This is a genomic window from Persicimonas caeni (assembly GCF_006517175.1).
Taxonomy (GTDB): Bacteria; Myxococcota_A; Bradymonadia; order Bradymonadales; family Bradymonadaceae; genus Persicimonas; species Persicimonas caeni.
Map to the genome: position 1 here is coordinate 1,668,694 of NZ_CP041186.1, position 25,029 is coordinate 1,693,722.

Sequence of the window (25,029 nt, forward strand, 5' to 3'; positions counted from 1 at the left end):
CCAGCCGATTCGGTACGGGAGCAAGGATTTGCTCGTGTCGGTGCGAGCAACTACACATCTACGACGATCAACCGGTCCCCCTCCTGCGGTTCGAAACGAAAGTCCCGCGGCGGATTCAGGTGCACGCCCTGCTCCAACTCGTCGCGTGGCTCAGCCAATTGATAACCAATCGCCACTCGCCCGACGCTCAGGCACGCCGCCTGACACTCGTCGAAGTCGACGTCGGGTTGGACGACCGTGTCGATGAAATCATCGAACGGGCGGAAGCTAATCTCGGAGCCGCCGTAGGTGAACAATTCCTCGTAGACCCAGGCGAGCGCGCGGCGCACGGAGACCTGTGAGAGGAGGTGGCTGACGATCTCTTGAGTGATGAGAATGTCGGCCGGCCGGTTGAGTTGCAACAGCGGCTGGTTGTCCTCGTCGTTGAGTTCGGCCAAAAACGCCACTTGTGCGTCGGGGGCCACCTCTTCGAGGTAACGGTTGATGAGCACGAACGCCATGACCGTCTCGGCATCGGACAACAGGGGGTCTTGGATAAATTCCGGGCTGAGCAGCGCGATATTGTCGAAGTGCTCGGCGCCGATCTGGCGCACCTCGTCGATGGAGTTGAGCCCCGATTGCACCGCGTCGACGGTCAAGTTGTCGAGGCGCGACTCCAGCGAGCGGAGCTGGGCGAGCACGTCACGGGTGTCGCGCTCGGTGACGATGGTGATGGCGAATTCTTCGCGGTGATAAGCGCCCAACTCGCCCAATAGCGGCCGAACCAGGTGGCTCCAGCCAATCAGGAGCACCTCGCGCGGCGCGCGCTCCCGGGCCTGACCGCCATCTTCGAGGCGTCTCGACGAAGCCACCTTGTCGAGTTGGGTGCGCAACTCCTCGCCGCGCCCGGCGGCGTAGCCGTGGCGAATGCTGCGAATGGTCGGGGCGATGCAAATCAACTCATCTCCGGCCTCCAGCGGCTCGTCGAGCTCCATGAGCCGAAGGCGCTCCTCCTTTTCGAACGGCCCCTCGAGCGCCTTCATGTACCCGATGGGAACCGCCTCCTTCATGCAGTGGATAACCTCGCGAAGCGGCTTGCCGGTCACGCCGAGTTCATCGGCCTCCACCAAATAGATCGACTCGCCGTACATGTCGGTCAACAGGTGCAAGTACACCTGCGAGAGGCCCGGCTGGCGGATCGACTGGCATAAGAGCCGGCTCATGAACTCGACGTTGGCGATCGCTTCGGTGCGGTGCCAGCCGACCGACTCGGCCAGCAACTTGTTGGCCGGCACGGCGATGTCGAGCACGACGTTGGGGAGCTCTTCCGGCGGCACGTCCTGAGCCTGGGCGCGCAGACTCATCAACACCTTGACCAGCGTCATGTCCGAGAAATGCCGGGGCGTCTCGAAATCGGCGTGCGACAACAAGATAATCGCCGAGGCCCGCGCAAAGTCGACGCGCTCGAGGCTCTCGGCCTCCAGCGGGTTGCCCGAGCGCACCAAGATCCGAGCTTCGTCACGCACCTCTTTGGGAAGCTTGGTGCGCAATTCGGTGAGCAGGTCGGGTTGATAATCGTTCGTCAGAATGACAATGGCCGGCAGACGGGCGCGACCCAAGCGAGTGATCACACGCTCCTCAGAGCGGATGAGCTCTTCGACGATGGCGTGAATGCGCGCGTGCCACCCGATGATCAAGATGTGCTGTCTCTCGAAGATCTGGCTTCGGCCCGACGCCAGATAGCTCATAAAGCGGCTCAACCCGTTGGTCATGATAGCGACCAGCGCGCCGAAGAAGAAAACGCCCCCCGAAACCGTCAAGACCGTCGAGACGATCCTTGGGAGTGTCCCCTCGTCGTCACCGAGATAGCCCGGGTCGGTCAGCCGTAAAAACGCCCACCATACAGATTTGGAGAAGTCCGTGAATTGGGGGCTGAACTCGAAGACGACCCAGCCGCCGGTCACCGACAAAATGACGAGAACCAGCGCCAAGGCGAGCAACTGATACGCCGCCCCCCGTTGAAAGAAGGTCTCGACAAAATAATAGAGGCGATTGAAAAGCCGTTTCATGACTCGATCATTAATCGAGCTATTGCGGCCACGCAACCTCAACAGTTGAAATGCGTTTTCAACAACTCGCCAACATCCTGCAAACGTTGACCTTTACAAAACTATAGTTCCAGCACCCTGAAATTGAAACTGATTTTCATTTACAAGCCATTGAAACTTCTTGGGTTTTCTCGAATCATAACCTTGACCCCGAGCCTCGTTTCCCTACAATCAACTTCGATGTGGCGACGCGCCACACTAAATGAAAAGACAACCTCAACTCGAGGAAGCTGAAAATGGCCACGAAAGAAGAATTCATCGACCGCCTCAACGACGCCCTCTCCTGGGAACTCGCGGGCATCATCCAATACATGCAGCACAGCGTGATGGTCACCGGACCGTTGCGCGAGAGCCTCGCCGACTTCTTCAGCGACGGCAGTGAAGAAGCGCGCGACCACGCTGAGGACGCTGGCAAGCGCATCGCAGCGCTGGGTGCGGTGCCGACCGTCGAGCCGGCCAAGATCCGCCAGGCCACCGACGTCGAGGGTATGCTCGAAGCCGCGCTGGCCCTCGAAGAAGACGCGCTCGCAGCCTGGGAAGACGCACTCGAAGCGTCCGACGCCGTCGCTCCGGGCTACGGCTTCTGGATCGAGGAGCAAATCGCCGAGGAGCAAGAGCACGTCGACGAGCTTCGCAAGATGACCAACAAGGTGTCGTTCTCCGACGCCGACGTCAGCGGTGGCGCCGAAAACGCCGGTTGATCGCCGCACCGTAGACACACCAAAAGCCCTGCACGGCCAACCGTGCAGGGCTTTTGTTTTTGCTCCTCTACTTCTTTACTCCTTCCCCTGTTTTACTCCTTCCCCTGTTTTACTCCTTCCCCTGTTTTACTTCTTCACTCTTTTTACTTCTTCACTCCTTTGCTCCTTCACTGCCCCTTTGCTCTTTCACTACCCCATTACGCATTACGCGGCGTGGTCGTCGTCACCCGCGGCTTCGTGCTGCGAAAGCGCTGCGGACGACGCACCCAGCCGATGATGGCGACTGCACAGAGCATGACGGCCGGCAACACGGCGTAAGCGGCTACGCCCAGCGCCACGTGGGTGTAAATCGCGCCGAGCATGATCACGGCGAGAACACCGGCGGCGTAAAACGCGGTGGTCGGGATGATTAGGAAGATCGCGCTGACGACCTCAGCGATGCCGACGCCCGTCTCGAACCAACCCGGGTAGCCCCACTCTTGGAAGCGCTCCGCGAAGAACGAGTAGCCACCGCCCAGCTTGGGTACGGCCGCAGCGATGAACAGGGCGGAGGTCAACATGGTCAGCGCCCAGACGCCCACCGTTTTCAGAGACCGGTGCGGTACGTCTTTTTGGCGGGCGATCAGGTCGGAAGGTGGCGAGTCCATAGGGTGCACCTCCAAATTCACTGCAAGAACGTTAGCCATTCAACTGCGTTGGTACTCAGTTGAATGATTAACGCCCTCCCCTGACTTTCAATCGCCCCGTCACTGCGGGTCAGTCGCGCTCGGCCGGCTCGCCGCGGCGCGGAAGTTCGCGATATCGCTCGAAGAGCTTGTGCTGGCGGTTGTTATCGAGGCTCGTCTCGGCGCCGTCGACGTAGAGCCGCTCGACCCGCGTCGACAACTCGAACGGATCGCCCGACCACACGACCAGGTCGGCGGCCTTGCCGACCTCGACGGTGCCGATATCGTCACGCCCCAACGCCCGCGCCGGCGCCGCGGTAATCGCCTCGAGGGCGTCGGTGTGGCTCATACCCGCGCGCACCGCGTTGCCCGCCGCCTGGCGCAGTTTACGCACGTTGTGGGTCGAAAACGTCGACAAGACGACCGGCACGCCGGCCTCGGCGAGCAGCGCGGCGTTGTCGGCCCGCGCCCCCAGCTTCTCGAAGCGCTCGGGCAGATTCAGCGTGGGCTCGACGACGACTGGCACCTTGCGCTCGGCAAGCTCGTCGGCCACCTGCCAGGCCTCCGCGCCGCCGACGATGATGGGCTTCAACCCCACCTCGTCGGCAAACTTCAACACCACGCGAATATCGCTGGCCCGGTTGACTCGAAACAGCACCGGCATGCCCTGCTCCAACGTGGCGCCGAGGTTTTCGAGGTCGAGCCGACTCGCCGCGAGCTTGCGTGAGCGATTCTGGTCGTACCCCTCTTTGTTGTCGCGATAGAAGACTACATCGTCGTACAACTCGCGCAGCGACTCCATCGCCGCGCCACGCGAACCACCGGCGGCCCGCGCCCCGCGCTCGCCGTGGTTGACGACCATGGCGACCGACGCGTCGTCGACGAACGCCGCCTGCTTGGCTCCGTTCTCGGCCCCGAGCCGCGCCCAGGCAGCCTTTCCGCTCACCAGCCCGCCGCCCGGGACGACCACCACGGAGGTGACCCCGCCGGTGCGCGTGATGGGAATCAATACGCTGTTGGGGTTGAATCCGTCGCTCACCGAAAACGCCGCGCGCACCGCATCTCCGCTGCCCGCGTGGTCGACCGTGCTGCCGGTCTGCCAGATCTCGACGACGCCCAGGCTCGTAAATGCGTCGACCAGCCCCGGCGTGATGACCTTACCGGTCACATCGACGACCTCGGCCCCTTCGGGCACTTTCGTGTCGGGCCCGCCGACCGCCGCGATCTTGCCGTCTTTGCCGACCACGATCACGGCGTCGTCGATGACCTCGCCCGCGACGGTGTGGACCTTGGCGCCGCGAAGCACAGTTTGACCGAGCGCCGTCTGATCGGGCGAAGTCTGCGCCGAGGCGCTCGTCCCCCAAAGGCACAGCGCCAAGACGATGAGCAGCGTTCGAATTTGTCCGTTAAGCAGTCGCATCACTGGACCTCCTCATCGTCCGCAGACGCATCGTCAGCAAATTGCCCCACCTCGAAGTCACTCCACGGCGCGGGGTCTTCGGCGCGGTCGTACTCACGCACGCCCTCGACCCACACCATGTCGGCCTCGGCGTAGACGCTGAAGGGATGCTTTGACCACAGCACGACATCGGCGCGCTTGCCCGCCTCGATCGTCCCGGTCGCCTCGTCGATGCCCAGCGCCCAGGCCGGGTTGGCGGTGATCCAGCGAAGCGCGTCGTCCTCGCTCAACTCCATACCCTCGTGCTTGGCCGCCCAGTAGGCCTTGGCGGCCTCCTGATTGAGCCGTTGGATATCGTTGGGCGAGTCGGAGTGAATGATGGCGCGGCCGCCGGCGGCGTGGATGAGCGCGGCGTTTTGCGGGATGCCGTCGTGCATCTCGACCTTGTAGCCCCACCAATCCGCCCAGGTCGACACGGCGACGTTCCATTCGGCGAGCACGTCGCGGATCTTGTACGCCTCCAGCGCGTGGTGGAACGAGCGAATCTCGAAGTCGAACTCGTCGGCGAGTTCGAGCACCTGGATCATCTCGTCGGCGCGGTAACAGTGGATGTGCACCAGGATATCGCCCTCCATGGCGCCGATGAGCGTCTCCATACCCAGGTCACGCGATGGCGGCTGCGGCTTCGACTTCGGATCGGGCTCTTTCGCGCTCTTCCAGCGCGCCAACGCCTCGCGGTACTTCTCGTACGCACGCCGGGTCTCCCGCGCCTTCTGCAGCGTCTGACGCCACACCGCCATGGTCCCCATGCGCGTCGACGGCATGCCGCCGCGGTCGCCATAGACGCGCTTGGGATTCTCCCCGCACGCCATCTTGAGCCCGTCGGGCGCCCCGTCGAAGTGCATCGCCTGGGCCGAAATCCCCGGATGCAACTCGAGCGTCACCGCCCGCCCGCCGATGATATTGGCCGAGCCGGGCAAGATCTGCAGCGCGGTGACGCCGCCGGCGAGCGCCTTCTGGAAGCCCGGATCTTGCGGCCAGGTACTGTGCGCGGCGTCCACCTGCGGGGTAGTCGGCGCGCTCGCCTCGTTGCCGTCGGAGTGCGCCTTCACGTAGGGCGTCGGATAGACACCCAGGTGCGAGTGAGTGTCGATGAGCCCGGGCGTGACAAACCGGCCGGTCCCGTCGATGACCTTCGCCCCCTCGGGCGCGTCGAGCTTTTCCTCGGAAACCCGAGCGATCTTGCCGTCTTCGAGCAGCAAAGAGCCGCCCTCGATGACCTCGCCCGTGGCGGTCATGATCGTCGCGCCCTCGATGAGCACGGTCTCGGGCTCGACCTCCACCGGGGTCAGATCACGCGGCTGCGCGTTCATGCCCTCGGGCCAGTCGATGTCCTCGGCGGTGAACTCGGGGGCCTTGTCGCCGGCCGAGCCCGTCGCACAACCGGCCAACAGCGCCGCGGCGAGCAAGAAGAGAAGGGATTTTGGATACTGCATGGTGGCTAATTGGCTCACACGTAGCGTAATTCGATTTGCAGCAGCAGGTCTTTGTTCGTGCTGCCAAGAGAGATGGCGAAGTCGATCGCCTCCGGTTCGCCGTCGAGCTCTCCGTCGAGCAGGGACTCGAGCTCGCCCGAGAACGCCTCGCCGGCGTCGAAGTCACGCTTCGCCCCACGCAGCGCCACGTAAATCATGCCCGGATCTCCGGCGTCAGCGCGCACGTCGTGGCCGCCGTAGGTCGGCCACTCGCTGCGAATACGCTCGGCGAGCTTTTCAGACAGATGCTTCAGGTGCTCTTGTTGTTCGTCGGCCATGGCTCCGGAGGGCGTACGTGGGATGTTCTTGCAGGGGTTATGGATAGTTGGTGGGGGTGGGGGTTGGCAAGGGGTGGAGATTGGAGTCCCTTGCTTTGCGTGGGGTCCCCATCGCTTCGCACACACCGCTCGGCACTTCCCCTTGCGCTGGAGGACGCGCCGGGGAAGGGGATTGCAGGAAAGGCAGGTGGTTCAGACGCGCAATCCTCCTCCCCGGGCCGTTTTTCAGGCGTGGGGAGGTGGGGGCGACGCGAAGCGAGCCCCCGGAGGGGACCTCTCAGTTGGCAAGGAATAACCCACTCATCCCCGACACGCCCGCCCCAAACTCTTGCCCGCCTTCGTCACCGGCGTCTCGTCCTCGACCTTGATCGACCCGCAGCTGTTGCTGCGAATCTTGGCGCCCCACTCGATGTGCAGGCCGGCCGCGCCGCTGTGGCGGCTGGTGACGTCGTTCATCGTCGCCGAGACCAGGCCGAAATAGTCGTCGAACATCAGGTTGGCGGGCTCGGCGCCCTTGAAGGTGCGCGGGCTGCCGCCATACTCGATGACGACGTGCTCGAAGACGTTCTCCACGCTGGAGGTGTCGACCAGGTGGATGCCTTTCCAGAAGCCGGGCTTTTTGCTGGCGCCGGTGAACGTGATCGGCGCCTCTTCGGTGCCGCGCGCGGTCAGCCGCGAGCGGTAGACCGACAGGCCGGCGCCCTCGGCAAAGGCGACCGTGGCGCCCGGGGAGATCGTCACGTGCGAGTCGTCGCGCAGCACCACGTCGCCGCGCACCACGTACCGGGCGTCGATCGCCGGCCAGGTCGACTCGACGCCGTCGAGCTTGGCTCCCAGGATTTCGACACGGCCCGGCCCCGCCTGCTCTCCCGAGGTGATCCCGTAGGTGGTCTGGTCGTCCAGATACCCCACCACTACCGGGTGCAGCAGCGCGGCGGCGCGCTCGTTGTCGACCAGCTTGTTGTTGCCGAAGTCGACGTCCATCTTCTCTTCGGCGTAAAACCCGTACGCGCCGCTGCGGGACAGTTCGACGTTATTCATCTTCAGGCGCACCTTGCCGTAGTAGTCGTCGAGCATCAGGTTGGCCGGCTCGACGCCCTTGTAGGTGGGGCTGGCCCCGCCGTAGCGCACCGCCACGTGCTCCAAGACGTTGTCGACGCTATTACTGTCGATGTAGCGAATGCCGCGCCAGTAGCCGGGCACTTCCTTGATGCCGGTGAAGACGACCGGGGCGTCCTTTTTGCCGCGCGCCGAAAACCGCGACCGGAACACCGACACGCCCGTGTTCTCGTGGAACTTGAAGACCGCCCCGGGCCCGATATCCACAAACGAGTTGCCCGTCAGGCTGATACTGCCGGTGACCTCGTAGGGTACCTTCAGCCCCGGCCAGCGCAGTGTCTGCTGGTCGAAGGTCGCCCCGGCCAGCTCGACGACGTCGCGCCCGTTGCCCGTAAAGTCGCTGCCGGTGTCGATCTGATCGACGAAGACCGGGTGCAGGTGCGCGGCACCCTTTTTGTTCTTCGTGAGGGTGTTGTTGGCGAATTTCGAGTGGATCTCCTCTTCGGCGTACAGCCCATAGCCGCCGCTGTGACGCATGGTCACGTCGCGCAGCACCACGTTGACCTTGCCGTAGTAGTCGTCGAGCATCAGGTTGGCCGGCTTGACCCCCTTGAAGCCCGGCGTCGCCCCGCCGTACTCGATGACCGCGTGCTCCACGACGTTCTCGGCGTGCGGAGAGTTCATAAACCGGATGCCCGACCAGGCGCCCGGCTCCTTGCGGTTGGCCGTAAAGATGATCGGCTGGTCTTTGGTCCCCCGCGCGATCAACCTGCCCTCGTGAACTGTCAGACCGGCGTCGTCGGCGAAGACCACCTTGACCCCCGGCTCGATCTCGAGGCGCACGTCGGTGCCCACGGTGATCTGCTCGGGCACCATGTAGCAGACGCCCGGGCCACTCTCGAGGCGCTGGCTCTTGTGCAGCATGCGGTTGGTCAACGTGGTGGTGCTTCGGCACTCCTCGACAGTGGCCGGCTGCTCGCCCTCGTCGCCGTCGTCGCCCCAACAGGCAGCAAGAAGCCCTGTTGCCAAGGCGATTGCGATCAATTTGGCTCGGTAGCTCATTTGGGCCTCCGTGTATCTAGCAACAGCTTTGAAATCTGAATCACAACCGAAACTCATACCCCACCAACGTCTCCGTCTGGTCGTAGGTCTCCCACTCCGACGAGTCTTGGTCGTTTCTCTGCGTCACGCTGATCATGAACCGGTGGTTGGGCGTGAGCATGTAGCGAAATCCGGCGGTGACCAGCCAGTGGGAGTCGGCGTTGAGGTCGCGCGGCTCCAGGTAGTCGCTCTTGTCGCCCAGGCCGCCGCCCACGTAGACCTGGGTGAGGTTGGAGATGAAGTAGAATCCGCGCAGAAACGCCGAGTGCGAGAGGTCGTCTTCGCTGAAGGTCAGGAAGTAGCGCGCCTCGAGCATGAACGGCTTGAAGTACAACTCGACGTTGGGGTTGAGCACCTCGTTGGGCTCGCTGGGAAACTGGATATGCCAGAAGCGGGCGCTGACCTTGAAGTGCTCGAATTTCCATCCCGGCTCCACAAACGCGTTCCACTCCGGCGAGAAAATCGGGCTGGGGCTGAAGCCGCCGCCGCCCTTGAAGTTCAGGCCCATGTCGAACTCGTAGTAGCCGTAGCCGTTGAAGCGCCAGTCGGACTCGCGCTCGTCGAAAAAGGGCCTGTGCATCCACTCCCAGGTGCCCATCAGCGTCAGGTTTTCGTTGAGCTCACTGCCCACCGCTCCGCGCAGCCGCCAGCCGTCGAGCCGGTTGATAACGCGGCTGTAGCCGTAGAAGACGTTCGTATACAGCTTCGGGTAGGCGCTCTCGGCGAAGGAATCGCGCGCCTTGCAGGCGTTGGTCGCCTCCGGGGCGATCTCGCACGACTTGCGCAGGTCGGCCAGCGCCTGGGAGTTGCGCCCCATCCCCTTGTAGGCCATCGCGCGCTTGTAGAGCACGATGGGGTTGTCGGGGTCCTTCTGGTCGTAGCGGTTGTACCACTTGACCGCCTGGGTGTACTGCTCGCCCCACAGGAGCACGTCGCCGCGAAGCCGCATGGCGTCGGGGCGGTCGTAGACCTGCTGTGGCAGCTCGCCGAGAAGCTTTTGGGCCTCCTCGGCGCGGTCGGTCCACGCCAAGAGGCGGGCCTTCAGCAACTTCAAGTCGGCGCTGTCGCTGTACTTGCTCAGCGCCTTGTTCGCCCAGTCGAGCGCCTCTTGGTGTCGCTCGCGTGCGGCCAGCGACCGGGCGAGCTCGACGTAGGCGTCGGCGTTTTCGGGCTGGTCTTCAATGCACTTGCGCGCGGTTTGCTCGGCCTCGTTAAAGCGCTTTTGCATGCGCAAGTAACGTGCTTCGGTGGCACAGCCGATCTCCGCGAAAACCTGCACGGGTACCGCAAGGGCCAAGACGATCGTGGTGATTGTCAGGATCCAACGCATGATGATCCCCCGTTGACCGGAAGGCGAAAAACAACTCTAGCCGGTCGTATCTAGAACTATCGATTCGAAGACGGGCGCGTTCTGACCGGTGGCCATCTCGCGGTCGAGAAACAGAAACCAAATGGTCGAGGCGGCCGCCGGGCGCGTCGAGAAACCGGGCACCTCCACATTGGAGTACGGCAGCCCGTTCTCCCCCCGGCAGCTCAGCGCCACGCCCGTGGCCACCACCTTTTGGGCGGTGTCCCGGTCGCCGAGCCGGTGGGCGGCTAGGCCCATGCTCATCGTCCCCTCGACGAAGATGTGCTCGGGCGCCTGCACCGGGTCGTAGCCGTCGACCGAGTCTTCGTAGGGCCGAAAGCCGTACAATTCGCCGGCGTCGGTCTCGAAGTGATCGAGGGCGTAGCGGTAACTCTGCACGGCGCGCTCGCGCTCGCCGGTCGACAAGAGCCACAGCGCCCCCCAGGCGCCGGCGGCGTCGAGCGCGCGGTTGTCGTTGAGCCGATCGCTGGCGACGGCCACCGCAAAGCGGCCCTCCTCGTCGAGCCACAGCACCTCGTTCATCCGCTCGGCCAGGCGCTCGGCGGTGCTCGGCTCCCAGCGCGCCAGCACAAAGTGGGCGTCGAACTGGTGCTCGGTGACCGCGTACTGCAGCGTGGGCCCCGGCGGGGCGTCGTACGGGGTGCTCGCCGAGTTGTAGCCCGCCGAGACGAGCCCGCGATCGAGGGTATTGCCCCCCAGGCGCATGCGCCGAAGGAAGTCGGCGCCGCGCCGCGCCGCGCGGATGGCCCGCGGCTGGCCGTAACGCTCGCCAAAATAGCCCAGCGCGTGCGCCGCCCAGGCGACCGTGCCATTGCGCACATAGCTTGCGTGGTAGTCGGCCGGGTATTTCGTGCCGAAGCTAAACCCCCAGCTTCCGTCGGGGTTTTGCAGGTAGATGAGCGTCTCGGCGATCCCGCTGGCCTTGGCCTGCTGGCCGCTCCATGCAAACCACAACAGCGCGAGCGCGTCGTCGTACACGAAGCTTCGCGACCCGAGGCTCCCCTCGGCGCGCGGATAGGAGAGCACGGCCAGCGCCTTCGACGGCCCGAGCGTGGCCGGGGCATACTCGACGACCTCCAAGAACTGGTTGGCTCGCTGGCGAGCGGCCTGGCGCACTTCCTCCACGTTGGCCTCCGTGGGCTTCGGGCATTCGACGGGCTTTTGCTCGGCGCGCTTGACGCTGGCGGTGTGGCACTGGCAGCCGAAGCCGACCGGGGCGACCACCAGGACGAAGAACGCCAGGAGCGCCCATCGACCGACCTGGCGAAAGCCAGTCCGCCGCAAGCCTCTATGTGGGACACGAGTGGCCATGGGCTACTCACCTCCGTCGGCCTGCAGCATCGCCGGCTCCAACTCGGGCGCTTTGTCGTCGCCGTCGTCGCCTGCGTCGTCGGCCTCGTCGTCGGAGTGGCGCTCGAAGCCCTTGCGGGTCATCTTGCCCCACGACTTCTCGCCGACCAGGTACTTGATGAGCCCGCGGATGCGGTACCACAGCGTCAGCTGGCGGTAGCCCAGGTTCTCGAGGACGGCGGCGGCCAGCAATTTGAGCCGCGGCTTGACGCCCTTGAACAGGTTGAAGCCCCAGTTGTCGATGACCAGCGCCTGAATCGACATCAGCGCGCCCAGCCAGAAGGCGACGACCAGGAACAAGAGCGCGAATTTGACGTCGACGAAGCCAAATGACACGCCGGCGACGAACCAGAAGTAGCCGAACATCTCGATGATCGGGCCGAACAGCTCGAACATCAGGTAAGCGGGGAACACGAACGTTCCCACAGGGCCGAATTTCGGGTTCAGGAACATCGACTTGTGCCGCCACATCGCGTCGGCCATGCCCCGGTGCCAGCGGTCGCGCTGGTTGCTCAGAAGCTCGAGGCTCTCGGGAGCCTCGGTGTAGGCGATGGGGTCGGAGATGTGGACGACCTGGCGCGGCGGATCTTCTTGTTGGACGTGGCGCTGCAGCTTGACCACAAGCTCCATGTCCTCGCCGACCGAGTCGGACTCGTAGCCGCCGACTTCGACGACCGCCTCGCGGCTAAACAGCCCGAAGGCGCCCGAGATGATGAGGTTGCCGCCCAGGCGGTTGAGTCCCATGCGGCCGAATAGAAAGCCGCGCAGGTACTCGACAATTTGGAAGCGGGCGACCCAGGAGTCGGGCACGCCGACCTCCTGCAAGACCCCCTGCTTGAACTTGCAGCCGTTGGCCAGGCGCACCGTGCCGCCCACGGCGACGACGCCCTGCGGGTCGTACAAATACGGCTCGACCATGCGCAAAAGCGCCTTGGGCGTGACGATGGTGTCGGCGTCCGCGCAGCAAATCAGCGGATAGCGCGACACGTTGATGCCCACGTTGAGCGCGTCGGCCTTGCCGCCGTTCTCCTTGTCGACCACGTACAGGCGCGCGTCCTTCTTGGACTGGTAGACCTGGCGCACCGGCTCGGTCTCGAGCTGGCGGCGCACGATCAAATCGACCGGCTCGAGGTCGAACTCCTCTTTGAGCCGCTCGAGGGTGGCGTCGGTGCTGCCGTCGTTGATGACGATGACCTGGTGCTGCGGGTACTCGAGCTGCAGAAACGCGCGCACCGAGTCGACGATCGTGGCCTCCTCGTTGAAGGCAGGCGCCAAGATCGAGATCGGCGGCGTACTCGTCTGCGAGAGCACCGACGCATCGAGTTCGGGTAATTGGGCGGCTTTTCGACGCGCGATCTCGAAAATCGAGAAAAAGATCAACAAGCCGTAAAAGCCATTGAGCCCAATGAAATAGCACAGAACAAAAACATCGACCCATTCTCTCATGCCGGAGCACCTCGCGTCTGGAGGAACAATCGGTAACGCTGTAGCTCTTGGCCGGCCGACTCGGCGGCGTAGCGGTCGTCGGAATGCTCGGCCACGTGACCCAGCCGCTCGAGGCCGGACTCGCCGATCTCGCGAAGGGCCATGGCCGCGTCTTGGCGCACCCAGAAGGCGCGGTCTTTGAGCGCCTCGGCCAACGGCTCGATCGCGGCGGTCTCACGCCGACGCCCCAGGGCTTTGGCGGCGCGCGCACGCACCTGCCAGGCCGGGTCGTCGAGCGCCTCGATGAGCCACTCGAGGCTCGATTCTTCGGGGAGGCTCGCCGCTGCGGCGCACGCGCCGATGCGCACCTCCATGTCGTCGGACTTGAAGGCTCGCTCGAGCGCGCCCAGCACCTCGCCCAGGCCCTGCTGGGCGGCGACCATCAACAAGATGCGCCGCACCCGGCCCGACTCGAATTGCTGCCAGCGGGTAAAGACGTAGCGCAGCTGCTCGGTCGACAACTCCTCGAGCACCGCGTGCACCGGCGCCTCCATCATGGGCGTGCTCAGATCGAGGTCTTTGAGGATGGCCACGATATCTTCGGGTTGGCCCACCCGCGCCAGGGTCTGCGCGGCGAGGATGCGCGACAGGTAGTCGCTGTCGGCCTGCTCGAGGAGCACCTCGCGGTCGGCCTCGGTGGCGACCACGTACAGCCGGCGCATCGCCTCGAGGCGCTTGCGCTCACTCATCGAGCGCGCCTGCTGGTGGTCGTCGGCGGCGTAGCCGAACTCGTGGTACAGCTCGACGAGGGTGTCGTGCGAGCGCCCGCGCGTCTGCAACAGGTAGTCGGCGACGAAATCGCGCACGAACTCGCGGGGGTGGTCCTGAGCGCGCTGCATCCACTGACGCAGCGCGTCGGGGTCCCCCAGCGCGTCGTAAAAGGGCTCTTCGAGCTCATCGAGGAAACGTTTGTGGGCGTACTCCTTGTGCAACTGGCGTCCCGACTGCACCCACAGCCATACGATCAGCGCTGCAACCAGCGCCATCTCGACAACAATGGCGATCATCAACCCCCGATACAGCGGATTTGCCCACAAAACGTTCCATAACTCCAAAACATACTCAGACATCAGTCCTCCCCTCAGTGGCCGCCATCAGAAACAACCAGCCGACTGCATTATTGACCGGCGGCCGGGCGAACCAGCCGCGCGATGCGTGCCACCAAAATGTCCGGGTTGACCGGCTTACTGACGAAGTCGTCGGCGCCCAACTCGAAAGCGCGCACCACCGACTCCTGTTGCCCTTCGGCGCTCAACACGACCATGTAGGGTCGCTTGGCCGCGGCGGCTCCCCCGAGCTCGCCGAGCAACTCGAATCCGTTCTTGAACGGAAGGTTTAAATCAAAGACCACCAAATCGAATTGACGTTTGGCCGCCCGGTCCAAGGCCTCGCGGCCGTCGTTGGCCTGGGTGACCGTCCAGCCGCGGCGCTCGAAGGCCGAGCGCAACACGCGGTGGATGATCTCCTCGTCGTCGACCACCAGCACCGACAACGCCGCGTCGTCGACGGGCGCGCCGGCGGCCGTGGCGGCCAGGCTCGGCCCGCTGCCTCCGTCGTTGTGCACCGCCGAGGCGGCCTGCCGAGGCAGACTCGGCGGGCCCGGCCGCGTCCGGTTCAGGCGCAATTGCGCGCCCACCCGTGCGACCAACTCCGAAGGCACCACCGGCTCGAGCACGAAATCGTCGATGCCCGCCTTGAACATGCGCCGGCGCATCTCCACGCTGCCATCGGCGGTGACCGCCACCAGCGGCACGGGTACCTCGGCGCGCCGGCGCAGCGTCTCGACAAATCGCTCGAGCGCGCCAGGCGCGGCCAAGCTGTCGGTGCTGCCGAGCACCAAGTCCGGCCGACGCGCCTCGAAGCGCTTCCACAGCGCCTCGGGGTGCTCGAACCGCTCGCATTGCGCGCCGACCTCGGCGAGGACCGACTCGAGTCGCTCCCCGCGCGTGTCCGCCCCCAAGACCCACACGAGTCGTCGCGACAGATCCTGCTGCATAAGTACTTCCCCGTTTGCATCGAAACCTTGCACTTGCGAAACATCACCACCCGGGCTGCATCGAACAACCTCAGTGACTTCTAACACCGGCCCACGCCCCATTTTCGCGTTCTACGCTGGACCAGACCGTCCCATGCCAACTCATTGAGCGCTCTTGCGAGGCGGTTAGAATTGGTCTCAGACGGATGAATCATCACTGAAGCCAACTGCTTTGGCCTTATCGGGGGCTGCTATGAAATCTAATCATTTCTGTGGTGCGTCCACGCACTGCGCTGGTTTTTCCACAGTTTTGATGGGTGGATCTTCAATGACGCGAAAACCTAATGAATGCGATCAGACGCCGGCTCGGCGCACTTCACCTCATCATCGGGCCAGCCGGTGGTGGATCAGCCTTGTAGTGCTGGTGCTGGTGGGACTGGTCGGCTGTGAGGACGTCAATCCCGACGACCCCTCGACCATCAACAACCAACCGGGCCAAACGGACGGGCCCGACGCCGGCCCCACCGCGCCGTCCGACCCGTGCGGGGGCGAACAGATCTGCGTGCTCAGCGACGAGCCGGAGACCTCCGGGCCGCGGGTGCCCTACTCGACCAACAGCGATTACGTGACCGTGCGCACCGGCTCGGGCTACCGGCCCATCTTCATGAAGGGCGTCAACCTGGGGGTGGGCGTGCCGGGCACCCGCGCCGGCCACCTGGCCGCCACTCGCGAGCAATACGCCAAGTGGTTCGACCAGATGACCGACATGGGCGTAAACACCCTGCGCATCTACACGCTGCACTACCCGCGCTTTTATGAGGCGCTGGCCGAACACAACCGGGAGAACCCCGACAATCCGCTGTACATCTTGCACGGCATCTGGCTGCACGAGGAGTTTGAGGGACTCGATTTGCTCGAAGACGGCTTTCGCAACAATATCCGCGAGATCGTCGACTGCACCCACGGCAACTGCCACATCAATCACCGCTACGGCAAAGCCTACGGCACCTACGAGACCGACATCTCCCAGTGGATCATGGCCTGGATCATCGGCCGGGAGGTCAACCCCGAGGAGATCGAGCTGACCAACGAGCATATGGACGGCCAGACGAGCTGGGAGGGGGCGCATGTGCGCGTCACCGACGCCCAACCCTCCGAGGTGTGGTGGGCCCAACAGGTCGACTACCTCATCGATTACGAGCTCAACGGCGGCGAGAACTCCAGCGGCTACAACCAGACGCGCCCCATCAGCGTGTCGAGTTGGCCGACGCTCGATCCGCTGAACCACCCCACCGAGACCGAAGACTTCTCCTCGGAGGACATCAACAGCTTCGACATGCTCGCCCTGGAGGCCAAAGACGCCCCGGGCGGCTTCTTCGCCACCTTCCACGCCTATCCGTACTACCCCGACTACATCGTCGACGACCCCGACTACCGCCAGTCGGCCGACGCCCAGGGGCCGAACTCGTATCTGGGGTATTTGACCGACCTGAAGAGCCACTACGCCGACATGCCCCTGTATATCGGTGAGACGGGCGTCTCCTCGAGCTGGGGCTCGGCGCACTGGGGTTACGAGAATATGGACCACGGCGGACACACCGAGGTCGAGCAGGGAGAAGTCGGCGCCCGACTCTTTCGCACCGTGCACGACACGAACTGTGCCGGCGGCGCACTCTTTGCCTGGATCGACGAGTGGTGGAAACCGACCTGGATCAGCGACCCGCGCGGCTCGGACGCCGAGCGCCGCCCGTTCTGGCACAACGTGACCGCCGCCGAGCAGAACTTCGGACTCATCGGCTTCGACGTCGCCGAGCCCGCCTGGGAAGACGGCGTGACCACCGAAGGCAGCGGCTTTGTCGAGAGCGCCACGGTCATCCACGACGTCGCCTATTTCCACGTGCGCCTGCAGACCAGCGGTAGACTGAGCAGCAACCAGAAGCTGATTATCGGCTTCGACACCTACGGAAGCGAGGCCAGCGGCCAGTTCGACGAGGAATTGGGCGAGTCGACCCTGCCCGTCTTCGGGGCGCTGGGCGAGGAGTCACGCAAAGTGGTCGACGTGAGCGTCCCCGCCGAGGGGCCGACCACCCAAAACCGCAACGAGTTCGCCCTGATGCTCGACGGCACCAACTCGGCCAACATGATGGTGACCACCGCCTACGATAGCTTCCGCATCTGGTACGGCGCCCGCTTCGCCAACGGCCAGTTGTTCCAGTCCACCCAGACCGACGGTGTGCCCTGGAAGCTGGTGCGCTGGCTCAACAGCCAGGAGCACGGGGTCAAAGACGAGCAGGGCAACCCCGACTCGGAGTTGTGGTTCGAGGAGACCGTCCACGAAATCGGCCGGCTCACGATCCGCCGCGCCGACGAGCAGGCGACCAGCCACGACGCGGTGGTCGTCCACGACGACCGCATCGACATTCGCATCCCGTGGACGCTGCTCAACGTGACCGACCCGAGCAAGCTCAAGGTGTTGCACGCCAGCCCCAACGCCATTCGCAAAAAGAGCCCGCAGCACGCCGAGACCCGGGGCATCGCCATCAGCGTCGCCGACGAGAACAGCGTGCTCTTCGAGACCGAGCGCTACCGCTGGGAGCCCTGGGGGGTCCACGAGGATATCAACGACATCTACGGCTATCCGGTCGACGAGGAGACCGGCACGATCGACTGGATCGAGTACGAGCGGGACAAGCCGGCGCTGTCGATCTTCGGGGATGCGTTGAAGGATTTGCCGTACTGGATGGATTGAGTGGAGTTGCGCGGAGTGTAGGCAATGGGTTGCCGGGGCGTCGCCCCGGCAACCCAAACACCTCAATTCCTCGCCTCCTTCACCCCGCCTCCCGTGAACAACAACCGCACCGCCGGCACCTCATCTTCGGCCACCTTCAGATAGTCGACGATGACGTCGCTGCTGACCCCACCGGCGCGTTTGATCATGTCGAGGTCATAGGGCTGATAGTCCCTGCGATACCGCGACGTGTTCGCCCGAATGACACTATCCCCGATGGCTCGCGCGTGCAGCGACAGGTACATCGCCACCGCGTAGTGCTCGTCTTGGAGCGCTCGGCGCGAAGCGGCCTGGTAGACGAGCGCTCGCCGGTATTTGTAACGCTGGCGTTGGCCGGTCAGCGCCACGCGATGCGCCGTGGTCAACACCGCCGCGGTCGCAAAGATCTCGCGCTGGACCACCGACAACTTGCCCTGCGGAAAGGTCTCGGCAAACGCCTTTTGCGCCACGTCCTCGAACGCCTCCTGAACGTCGAGCGCGGTCGAGGCCGTCTGTTCGACCTCGGGGGTCTGCAACGGCGCGTCCGCCACGTGCGGCCCATCCTCTCGCTCCGCTGCGTTATTCTCCGCTGCGGCGCCGGCCAAGCCCAATAACATCGTCCCGGCGAACGCCGCCCCCGATAGCCACTTGAGATAAGTGCGTCTCATCGTCTCCCCCTCTTTTCCAGGTCACTGCACGGTCACCATACATGTAAGAGTGTGTGCCCAAACATCTCACCAACGCACACACATGGCCGAAGATCGACACGGGGGGAGAAGAAGACAACGCATGGGGCGACGGGAATCAACGCACGCCGTGCATCCACTTTTTGAGGATCGGGGTCATCATCGCGCACACCACACCGACCACGATGGCGATAATCGCGATCGTCTGGAACACGTCGGTGTAGATGGGCAGCGTGTCGGCCGGGCCGAGTTCTTTGACGTCGACGCCCTCGGGCGGGCTGGCCAGCTTGGCGAAGAGCGCGGCGATATAGTGGGCGAACGAACTCGACAAAAACCAGGCGCCCATGACCGCGCCGACGAGCTTCTTGGGGGCCAGTTGCGTGACCTTAGAGAGGCCGACCGGAGACAGCGACAGCTCACCGGTGGTGTGCAACAGGTAGCCGAGCATCAAAAAGACGACCGGCACCAGCCCGTCATCGCCGGCGAAAGTGGCGCCGGCGACGATGACCGCAAAACCCAGCCCCAGTTGGATGAGACCGAGGCTGAACTTGATCGGCGTGGACGGCTCGAGGTTCTTCTTTTCGAGCTTCTGCCACATCCACGCAAAGACCGGGGCGAGCAGGATGATGTAGGCAGGGTTGACGCTCTGGAACCACGAGGCGGGGACTTCCCAGCCCAAGATCATCCGGTCGATATTGCGCTCGGCGTACAGCGTCAGCGAGCTTCCGGCCTGCTCGAAGAATGCCCAGAAGGTCGTGGTGAACAAAATGAGCACCAGGATGACGAAGATGCGGTCGCGCTGGACCCTGTCCGACTTGAACGCCACCACAAGCATCCCGGCGAGCACGACCAGGCCGAGCACGCCCAGCAACAAGCTCATGATCCCCTGGGCGGTGACCACGAAGGCGACCACGGGCACGGCCAAAAACGAGCCGATATAGATGGCGTGGGACATCTTGAGGCCGGGAAGCACGTTCTTCTCGAGCTTCTCGGGATCCTCCGGCTCGCCCATGCCGTACAGCAAGTCCTGAAAGTAGAGGAACAGGATCAGGCCGAGCGTCATGCCGACGCCGGCCAGCCCGAAGCCGTAGTGCCAGCCGTAGGTCTCGCCGAGATAACCGCAGGTCAACGGCGCCAAAAACGCGCCGATATTGATGCCCATGTAGAAGATGGTGAAGCCGCCGTCGCGCTTGGCGTCGTCGGCGTCCTCGTCGTCGTACAGCCGACCGACCAAGCTCGAGATATTGGGCTTGAAGAAGCCGTTGCCGAGGATCAACAGCGCCAAGGCCGAGTACAAAAACCAGGTGGTGTCGAGGGTAAACTCGAAGCCACCCAGAGCCACCTGCAGCATATTGTCGTCGAGCGGGGTCGCCGCCGAGCCCAGAAGCCAGGCCAGCGTCGACTGGTCGAAGGCCATGGCGAAGTGGCCAAAGACCATCAGCACCCCGCCGAGTACGATGGCGCGCTTGAAGCCGAGCAGGCGGTCGGCGATCAGCCCGCCGATGATAGGGGTGGCGTACACCAGCGCGCCGTAAGCGCCGTAGATGCCGTAGGAGAAATCGTCGCCGAACAACAACTCCTGGGTCATGTACAGAACCAGAAGCGCCCGCATACCGTAAAAGCTGAATCGCTCCCACAACTCGGTGAGAAACAACACGAAAAGGCCGGCCGGGTGGCCCAAGAATTGTTTGCGTTCTTCTGCTCGACTCGCGTCCGCCATGAGCGACCACTCCTAAAAAGGCTCGATTCCACAACCGGTTAGAACTCTCACCGGCCCTTGCGGCGTGCCTTCAAGTAGGGGATAAATCCGTGGTCGGCAAGCCTCGACTTGGGGTTTTGGCTCGAGCAAGGTATATCGAAGCCCTCCAATTTTTCATGACTCCGGCGAGCGCAGTTCGGTAAAGAGAGTCCGACGCGCACGCAGACGATCGACGACGACGAACCAGCGAGAAACCCATGACCCAACCATCCACCTCCGGTGAGCTTCCCAAAGACGGCCGCATGTCGCGATGGCTCAAGCGCATTGCCGATATCGGAAACCGCCTGCCCGACCCGCTCACATTTTTCGTGTTGTTGGCCCTGGCAGTGGTCGCAGCTTCGATCGTGTTCGACGGCATCGCGGTCGACGTGGTCCAGCGCGACGGCTCGACGCAGACCAAAGCCGTCGAGAGTCTGTTGAGCGTCGACGGCATCCGCTGGATGCTCTTGAGCGCCATCGACAACTTCATCGGCTTTGCGCCCCTGGGTCCGGTCCTGGTGGTCATGTTGGGTATCGGCGTGGCCGAGCGCACCGGCTTTATCACCATCGGGCTGAGGATGCTCATCCAGTCGGTGCCCAAGAGCCTGATCACCTCGACGCTGGTCTTCGCCGGCGTGATGAGCTCGATGGCCGCCGACGCAGGCTACGTGGTGCTCGTGCCCCTGGGCGCGGTGCTCTTTGCGGGCCTGGGCAGACATCCTCTGGCCGGCCTGGCGGCGGCGTTCGCCGGCGTCTCGGGCGGCTTCTCGGCCAACCTGCTCATCACCGGCCTCGACCCGATGCTCGCCCGGCTGACCGACCAGGCCGCGCACACCATCGACCCGGCCTACAGCGTCACCGCCGTGTCCAACTACTACTTCATGGTCGTCTCGACGGTGCTGGTGACCGTGGTCGGCACCTGGGTGACCACCAAGATCGTCGAGCCGATGCTCGGCGACTGGTCGCCCAAAGAGGCCGGCGGCGAGGTCGACACCGACGCCAAAGAGCCCACCGCCAAGGAAAAGCGCGCGTTCATGGTCTCGATGGCCACCGGCGCCATCTTGGCCGGCGCGATGAGCCTGCTCATCGCCTTTCCCGAAGCCCCGCTCCGCGAAGCCGTCGGCCCCGACGAGCCGGGCGTGAACATGCTCGCGCCCTTCTTCGAGGCGATCGAGCTCTTGATCATGGTGCTCTTCTTGGTCCCCGCCATCGTCTACGGTGTGCTGACCAAAAAGATCAAAAACGACAAGGACGTCGCCGAGATGGCCGGCGAGGCGATGGGCGCCATGGGTGTCTACATCGCGCTGGCGTTCGTCGCCGGCCAGTTCGTCGCCTACTTCAACCACTCGAATCTGGGGGTCGTCACCGCCGTCAAAGGCGCGCAGTTCCTCGAGGCGATGAACTTCACGGGCATCCCGCTGCTGCTCTCGTTCCTCGTCGTCTCGGCGCTCATGAACCTGTTCGTGGGGAGCGCGTCGGCCAAGTGGGCGTTCATGGCGCCGATTTTCGTGCCGATGATGATGATGATGGGCCTCTCGCCGGAGACCGTGCAGGCGACCTACCGTGTGGGTGACTCGATCACCAACATCATCACCCCGCTGATGCCGTACCTGCCGATCATCATCGTCTTCGCTCAGAAATACGACAAGAAGGCGGGCCTGGGCACGCTCATCGCGGCGATGCTGCCCTACTCGATTGCCTTCGGCATCGCCTGGACGTTGCTGCTGGTCGGCTGGATGCTGCTCGGCTTGCCGCTCGGCCCGGGCGCCGAACTCTTCTACGAGGCCGCAGCGAACGCGGCGCCCTGAGCCTATCCTGAGCCCATCGCGCGATGGCCGAGCCTATTGCGCGATGGCCAGGACCGGATCGCTGAACAGCGCGCGCGTCTTGCCGGTCTGAACCCTTTCGTTGGCTGCCCAGAACTGGGTTGACTCGCGGTAGTTGTCCTTTTCGAGCTTGAAGCGCGCAACGTCCATCGCCCGGATGAGCATCGCATAAGGCATGTCCGGCTCGCCGGTGAAGACTACGCGCGTCTCTTCGGGGTGAGCCTTTTTGAGCTGGGCCAACTGGTTGTAGAGGCCGCGGAAGTCGTAGGCCTGCATCGCTCCGTCGAGGACGCTCTTGGCGGCGTCGGGCTTGCCGGCGTCGTACAGGCGTTTGGCCTCGTCGAATTTGCCGGCGACATCGACCGAGGTATCGGCCAGGCAAATGGTCGGCCCTTCCGCGGGGCAGCCGTCGACGGCAGGCAGCCGCTCCTTGGCGGCCATCACCTCGAAGCCGGCGTTCGACAGCGCAACTGTGAGCTCGAGGGCCTCCTCGCCGTCGTTCGGCGCCGAGTGCGTTCCCGTGGCCAAGTCGGTCGACACGTTGATGACCCCGGCGCTCACGAAAATCACCGACAAGAGCAGCATCGGGATCAGAATGACCACCATGTTCATGAACGGGGCGAGATCCAAGTTGGACGATTGTTCTTGTTCGCGGCGGCGCTTGTTGTGCTGGCGTTGAGCCATTTTGTCCTCCTCGTGGGTCGTGTGAGCTTCACAAGGAGGGACAACGCCACACCGTAGTTGTTCCACACCGCCCGTCCACGCTGATTGCCAACGAGGTTGACGCGTAACGGATCGCGTGCACAAATCATCCAACCCCTAAACCCTAAACCCTAAACCCCCAAACCCCCATGAACATCTTCATCACCGCAGGAAACCGAGGCATCGGCCTCGAATTCGTCCGCCAACTGCTCGAGCGCGGCGACCACGTCACCACCACCGCGCGCAACCCCGGCGAAGCCGACGAACTCCAAGCACTCGCCGACGAGCACCCCGACCGCCTGCAAGTCCTCGAGCTCGACGTCACCGACCCCGAGACGGTCGCCGCTGCGGCCGAGGCGGTCGGTGAGCGTCCCATCGACCTGCTCATCAACAACGCCGGGCGCCTTTCGCGCGGCGGCAGCCCGGACGATTTCGACTTCGACCAGATCGAGGCCGACTTTCAGGTCAATACGGTGGGCACTCTGCGCGTGATCGAGGCGATGCTCCCGCACGTGCGCCGCAGCGAAGAGAACCCCAAAATCGTCAACGTGACATCGAAGATGGGCTCGATCAGCGACAACGGCAGCGGCGGATCCTACGCCTACCGCATGTCCAAGTGCGCGCTGAACATGGCGACGCGCTCATTGGCCGCCGACTTGGCCGACGACGGCATCGTCACCTTTGTGATGCATCCCGGATGGGTGCAAACCCGTATGGGCGGGCCGAACGCGCTGATCACCACCGAGAAGAGCGTGACCAATATGCTCGAGGTTATCGACGGAGCCGGCCCCGACGACAGCGGTGAATTCTACGAATGGAACGGCAACCGCGTTCCGTGGTGAGTTCACCGGGCTCGGTGACTTAACCGGGCTCGGTGACTCAACTGGGCTCGGTGACTTAACTAGGCGGGTCGAGTTGCCAGCGCTGCATGAGCGCCTAGTTTATTGAAGCGCCGCGCTTCGCTTTTTTTGACACATGTGGGAGCCATGACAAGGGACCACTCTCAATCCCGGGGGGAAGCCAACGAGACCCGACGCGCCGAGCACGCCGACTCCACTGTCTGGTTCGGCCAAGACAATGCTCGACGCGAGCAGGTGCTGTGCGATCTCATCGGCGAACTCCCCGATCTCGTCTTGTGTGTAGCGCCCGACGGAGACGGGCTCCTCTACGCAAACCACACGACCCTGCGCGTACTCGGCTATGACGCCCCGACCCTCGCCCAGTTGAACTTTGTCGACCTGCTGGCCGACGAGTCGGTCGAGGAGTTCGAGGAGCTGCGTGAGGGAGCGCTCAACGGAGCTAGCGTCGGCCCTGTGGAGCTGACGCTGGTCGATACCGACGCCAAGAAGCTGACCGTCGAGGCCAAGCTCAACTGCCGCTTCGAGGGCACCGAGCCCGCCTGGCTTCGGGTGGTACTGCGCGACCTGCGCACCGATATTCCCGAGATGGTCGTGCCCGATTTCGAAGGGGAGATAGAGGCCGAGCCGACCCCTCGCATCCTGGTGGTCGAGGATGACGACTTGTGCGCGCGCATGCTCGCCCGTCTGCTCGAGCGCGGCGGCTATGAGACCGAACGGGCGGCCACCGGCTCTCAGGCCATCGAAATGCTCGAAGAGGGGCACTACGACGCGATGACGCTCGATTTGATGCTGCCCGACCGTGACGGCGTCGACCTTCTCCACCAAATCCGCGCCGACGAGGAGCTCGCCCAGTTGCCGGTGATCATTGTCTCGGCGTCTGCCGACGAGGCGCGCCACCGACTCACCGGCGACGCCGCCAACGTTGCGGACTGGCTCAACAAACCCTTCGACGCCGCCTCGCTTCGCAACGCGCTGACCCGCGCGGTCGACGTCGGCGAAGGCGAACTTCCACGGGTGCTGCACGTCGAAGACGACAACGCCTTCTGCGAAGAAGTCCGTCAAACGCTGGCCGAGTTCGCCACCATCGACCGCGCCGCGACGCTGGCCGACGCGCGACGCATGCTCAAGGACAACGAGGATTATGACCTGGTGCTGCTCGACCTGACGCTGCCCGACGGGCTCGGCGCCGAGCTGCTGCCTTACCTGAACCGTCCGCGCGGCCGCTCCGTGCCGGTCATCTTGGTCTCGGCCACCGAGACCGTCGACGCGCTGGCCGCCCACGTGGCCGACACGCTCAACAAGTCGCACGCCACCCAGCGCCAGATCTTGGAGACCATCCGCGCCCACCTGCGCAAGTAGTCAGCGCCAATAGACATTGACGCAAGTGCCGTTGACATCGCCTCGCCAACACGCGATCACTCGGGCATCGACTCGATTACGTTGGAA

General features: G+C 64.0%; 19 protein-coding genes. 5 read left to right on the forward strand and 14 right to left on the reverse strand.

What is annotated here, in order from left to right:
• Positions 1-50: 50 nt before the first annotated feature.
• Positions 51-2,048, reverse strand: coding sequence for a CASTOR/POLLUX-related putative ion channel (locus tag FIV42_RS06185; protein ID WP_141196831.1), 1,998 nt, complete (start codon positions 2,046-2,048; stop codon positions 51-53).
• A gap of 275 nt (positions 2,049-2,323) precedes the next feature.
• Here FIV42_RS06185 and FIV42_RS06190 point away from each other — a divergent pair, with 275 nt between their 5' ends.
• Positions 2,324-2,788 (forward strand): ferritin-like domain-containing protein, encoded by a 465-nt coding sequence (locus FIV42_RS06190; RefSeq protein WP_141196832.1) that lies wholly within the window; start codon positions 2,324-2,326, stop codon positions 2,786-2,788.
• A 197-nt stretch (positions 2,789-2,985) separates the two neighbouring features.
• On the opposite strand, the gene FIV42_RS06195 is transcribed toward FIV42_RS06190, so the two are convergent.
• The 10 genes from FIV42_RS06195 to FIV42_RS06240 all read right to left on the reverse strand — a co-directional run bounded on the left by FIV42_RS06195 (position 2,986) and on the right by FIV42_RS06240 (position 15,025).
• On the reverse strand, positions 2,986-3,435 hold the full coding sequence (locus FIV42_RS06195; RefSeq protein ID WP_168210458.1) for a DoxX family protein: 450 nt from the start codon (positions 3,433-3,435) through the stop codon (positions 2,986-2,988).
• A gap of 109 nt (positions 3,436-3,544) precedes the next feature.
• Positions 3,545-4,873, reverse strand: coding sequence for an amidohydrolase family protein (locus FIV42_RS06200; RefSeq protein WP_141196834.1), 1,329 nt, complete (start codon positions 4,871-4,873; stop codon positions 3,545-3,547).
• Positions 4,873-6,348, reverse strand: coding sequence for an amidohydrolase (locus FIV42_RS06205; RefSeq protein WP_222615392.1), 1,476 nt, complete (start codon positions 6,346-6,348; stop codon positions 4,873-4,875). The genes FIV42_RS06200 and FIV42_RS06205 overlap by 1 nt, the downstream gene beginning before the upstream one ends.
• Positions 6,349-6,362: 14 nt before the next feature.
• Entirely contained in the window at positions 6,363-6,665 is a 303-nt protein-coding gene (locus FIV42_RS06210; protein WP_141196835.1) for a hypothetical protein, read from the reverse strand.
• 300 nt (positions 6,666-6,965) lie between these two features.
• Positions 6,966-8,786, reverse strand: coding sequence for a hypothetical protein (locus FIV42_RS06215; RefSeq protein ID WP_141196836.1), 1,821 nt, complete (start codon positions 8,784-8,786; stop codon positions 6,966-6,968).
• A gap of 40 nt (positions 8,787-8,826) precedes the next feature.
• Complete coding sequence (locus FIV42_RS06220; RefSeq protein ID WP_141196837.1) at positions 8,827-10,155, reverse strand: tetratricopeptide repeat protein; 1,329 nt, start codon at positions 10,153-10,155, stop codon at positions 8,827-8,829.
• 36 nt (positions 10,156-10,191) lie between these two features.
• Positions 10,192-11,505 carry a hypothetical protein gene (locus FIV42_RS06225; RefSeq protein WP_141196838.1) on the reverse strand — a complete coding sequence of 438 codons (1,314 nt, stop codon included), beginning with the start codon at positions 11,503-11,505 and terminating at the stop codon, positions 10,192-10,194.
• A 3-nt stretch (positions 11,506-11,508) separates the two neighbouring features.
• Entirely contained in the window at positions 11,509-12,990 is a 1,482-nt protein-coding gene (locus tag FIV42_RS06230) for a glycosyltransferase family 2 protein (protein WP_141196839.1), read from the reverse strand.
• Complete coding sequence (locus FIV42_RS06235) at positions 12,987-14,099, reverse strand: HEAT repeat domain-containing protein (RefSeq protein ID WP_141196840.1); 1,113 nt, start codon at positions 14,097-14,099, stop codon at positions 12,987-12,989. The genes FIV42_RS06230 and FIV42_RS06235 overlap by 4 nt, the downstream gene beginning before the upstream one ends.
• Positions 14,100-14,146: 47 nt before the next feature.
• The gene (locus FIV42_RS06240) at positions 14,147-15,025 is read right to left on the reverse strand and encodes a response regulator (protein ID WP_168210459.1); all 879 of its coding nucleotides are present in this window, start codon (positions 15,023-15,025) and stop codon (positions 14,147-14,149) included.
• Positions 15,026-15,332: 307 nt separating this feature from the next.
• Between FIV42_RS06240 and FIV42_RS06245 the strand changes: the two genes are divergently transcribed.
• The gene (locus FIV42_RS06245) at positions 15,333-17,753 is read left to right on the forward strand and encodes a hypothetical protein (protein WP_141196842.1); all 2,421 of its coding nucleotides are present in this window, start codon (positions 15,333-15,335) and stop codon (positions 17,751-17,753) included.
• Between the two features lie 62 nt (positions 17,754-17,815).
• Here FIV42_RS06245 and FIV42_RS06250 read toward each other — a convergent pair whose 3' ends face one another.
• Together FIV42_RS06250 and FIV42_RS06255 are read right to left on the reverse strand one after the other, a co-directional pair.
• Positions 17,816-18,439, reverse strand: coding sequence for a hypothetical protein (locus FIV42_RS06250; RefSeq protein WP_141196843.1), 624 nt, complete (start codon positions 18,437-18,439; stop codon positions 17,816-17,818).
• A gap of 136 nt (positions 18,440-18,575) precedes the next feature.
• Complete coding sequence (locus FIV42_RS06255; RefSeq protein WP_141196844.1) at positions 18,576-20,177, reverse strand: peptide MFS transporter; 1,602 nt, start codon at positions 20,175-20,177, stop codon at positions 18,576-18,578.
• 236 nt (positions 20,178-20,413) lie between these two features.
• Between FIV42_RS06255 and FIV42_RS06260 the strand changes: the two genes are divergently transcribed.
• On the forward strand, positions 20,414-22,003 hold the full coding sequence (locus FIV42_RS06260) for an AbgT family transporter (RefSeq protein WP_222615393.1): 1,590 nt from the start codon (positions 20,414-20,416) through the stop codon (positions 22,001-22,003).
• Positions 22,004-22,036: 33 nt separating this feature from the next.
• Here the strand turns inward: FIV42_RS06260 and FIV42_RS06265 are convergent, their stop codons facing one another.
• The gene (locus FIV42_RS06265; RefSeq protein WP_141196845.1) at positions 22,037-22,705 is read right to left on the reverse strand and encodes an ExbD/TolR family protein; all 669 of its coding nucleotides are present in this window, start codon (positions 22,703-22,705) and stop codon (positions 22,037-22,039) included.
• A 167-nt stretch (positions 22,706-22,872) separates the two neighbouring features.
• Here FIV42_RS06265 and FIV42_RS06270 point away from each other — a divergent pair, with 167 nt between their 5' ends.
• Both FIV42_RS06270 and FIV42_RS06275 read left to right on the forward strand, forming a co-directional pair.
• Positions 22,873-23,565 (forward strand): SDR family oxidoreductase, encoded by a 693-nt coding sequence (locus FIV42_RS06270; RefSeq protein ID WP_141196846.1) that lies wholly within the window; start codon positions 22,873-22,875, stop codon positions 23,563-23,565.
• A 144-nt stretch (positions 23,566-23,709) separates the two neighbouring features.
• A complete protein-coding gene (locus tag FIV42_RS06275) occupies positions 23,710-24,942 on the forward strand; it encodes a response regulator (RefSeq protein ID WP_141196847.1) in 1,233 nt (410 codons plus the stop codon).
• Positions 24,943-25,029 lie beyond the last annotated feature (87 nt).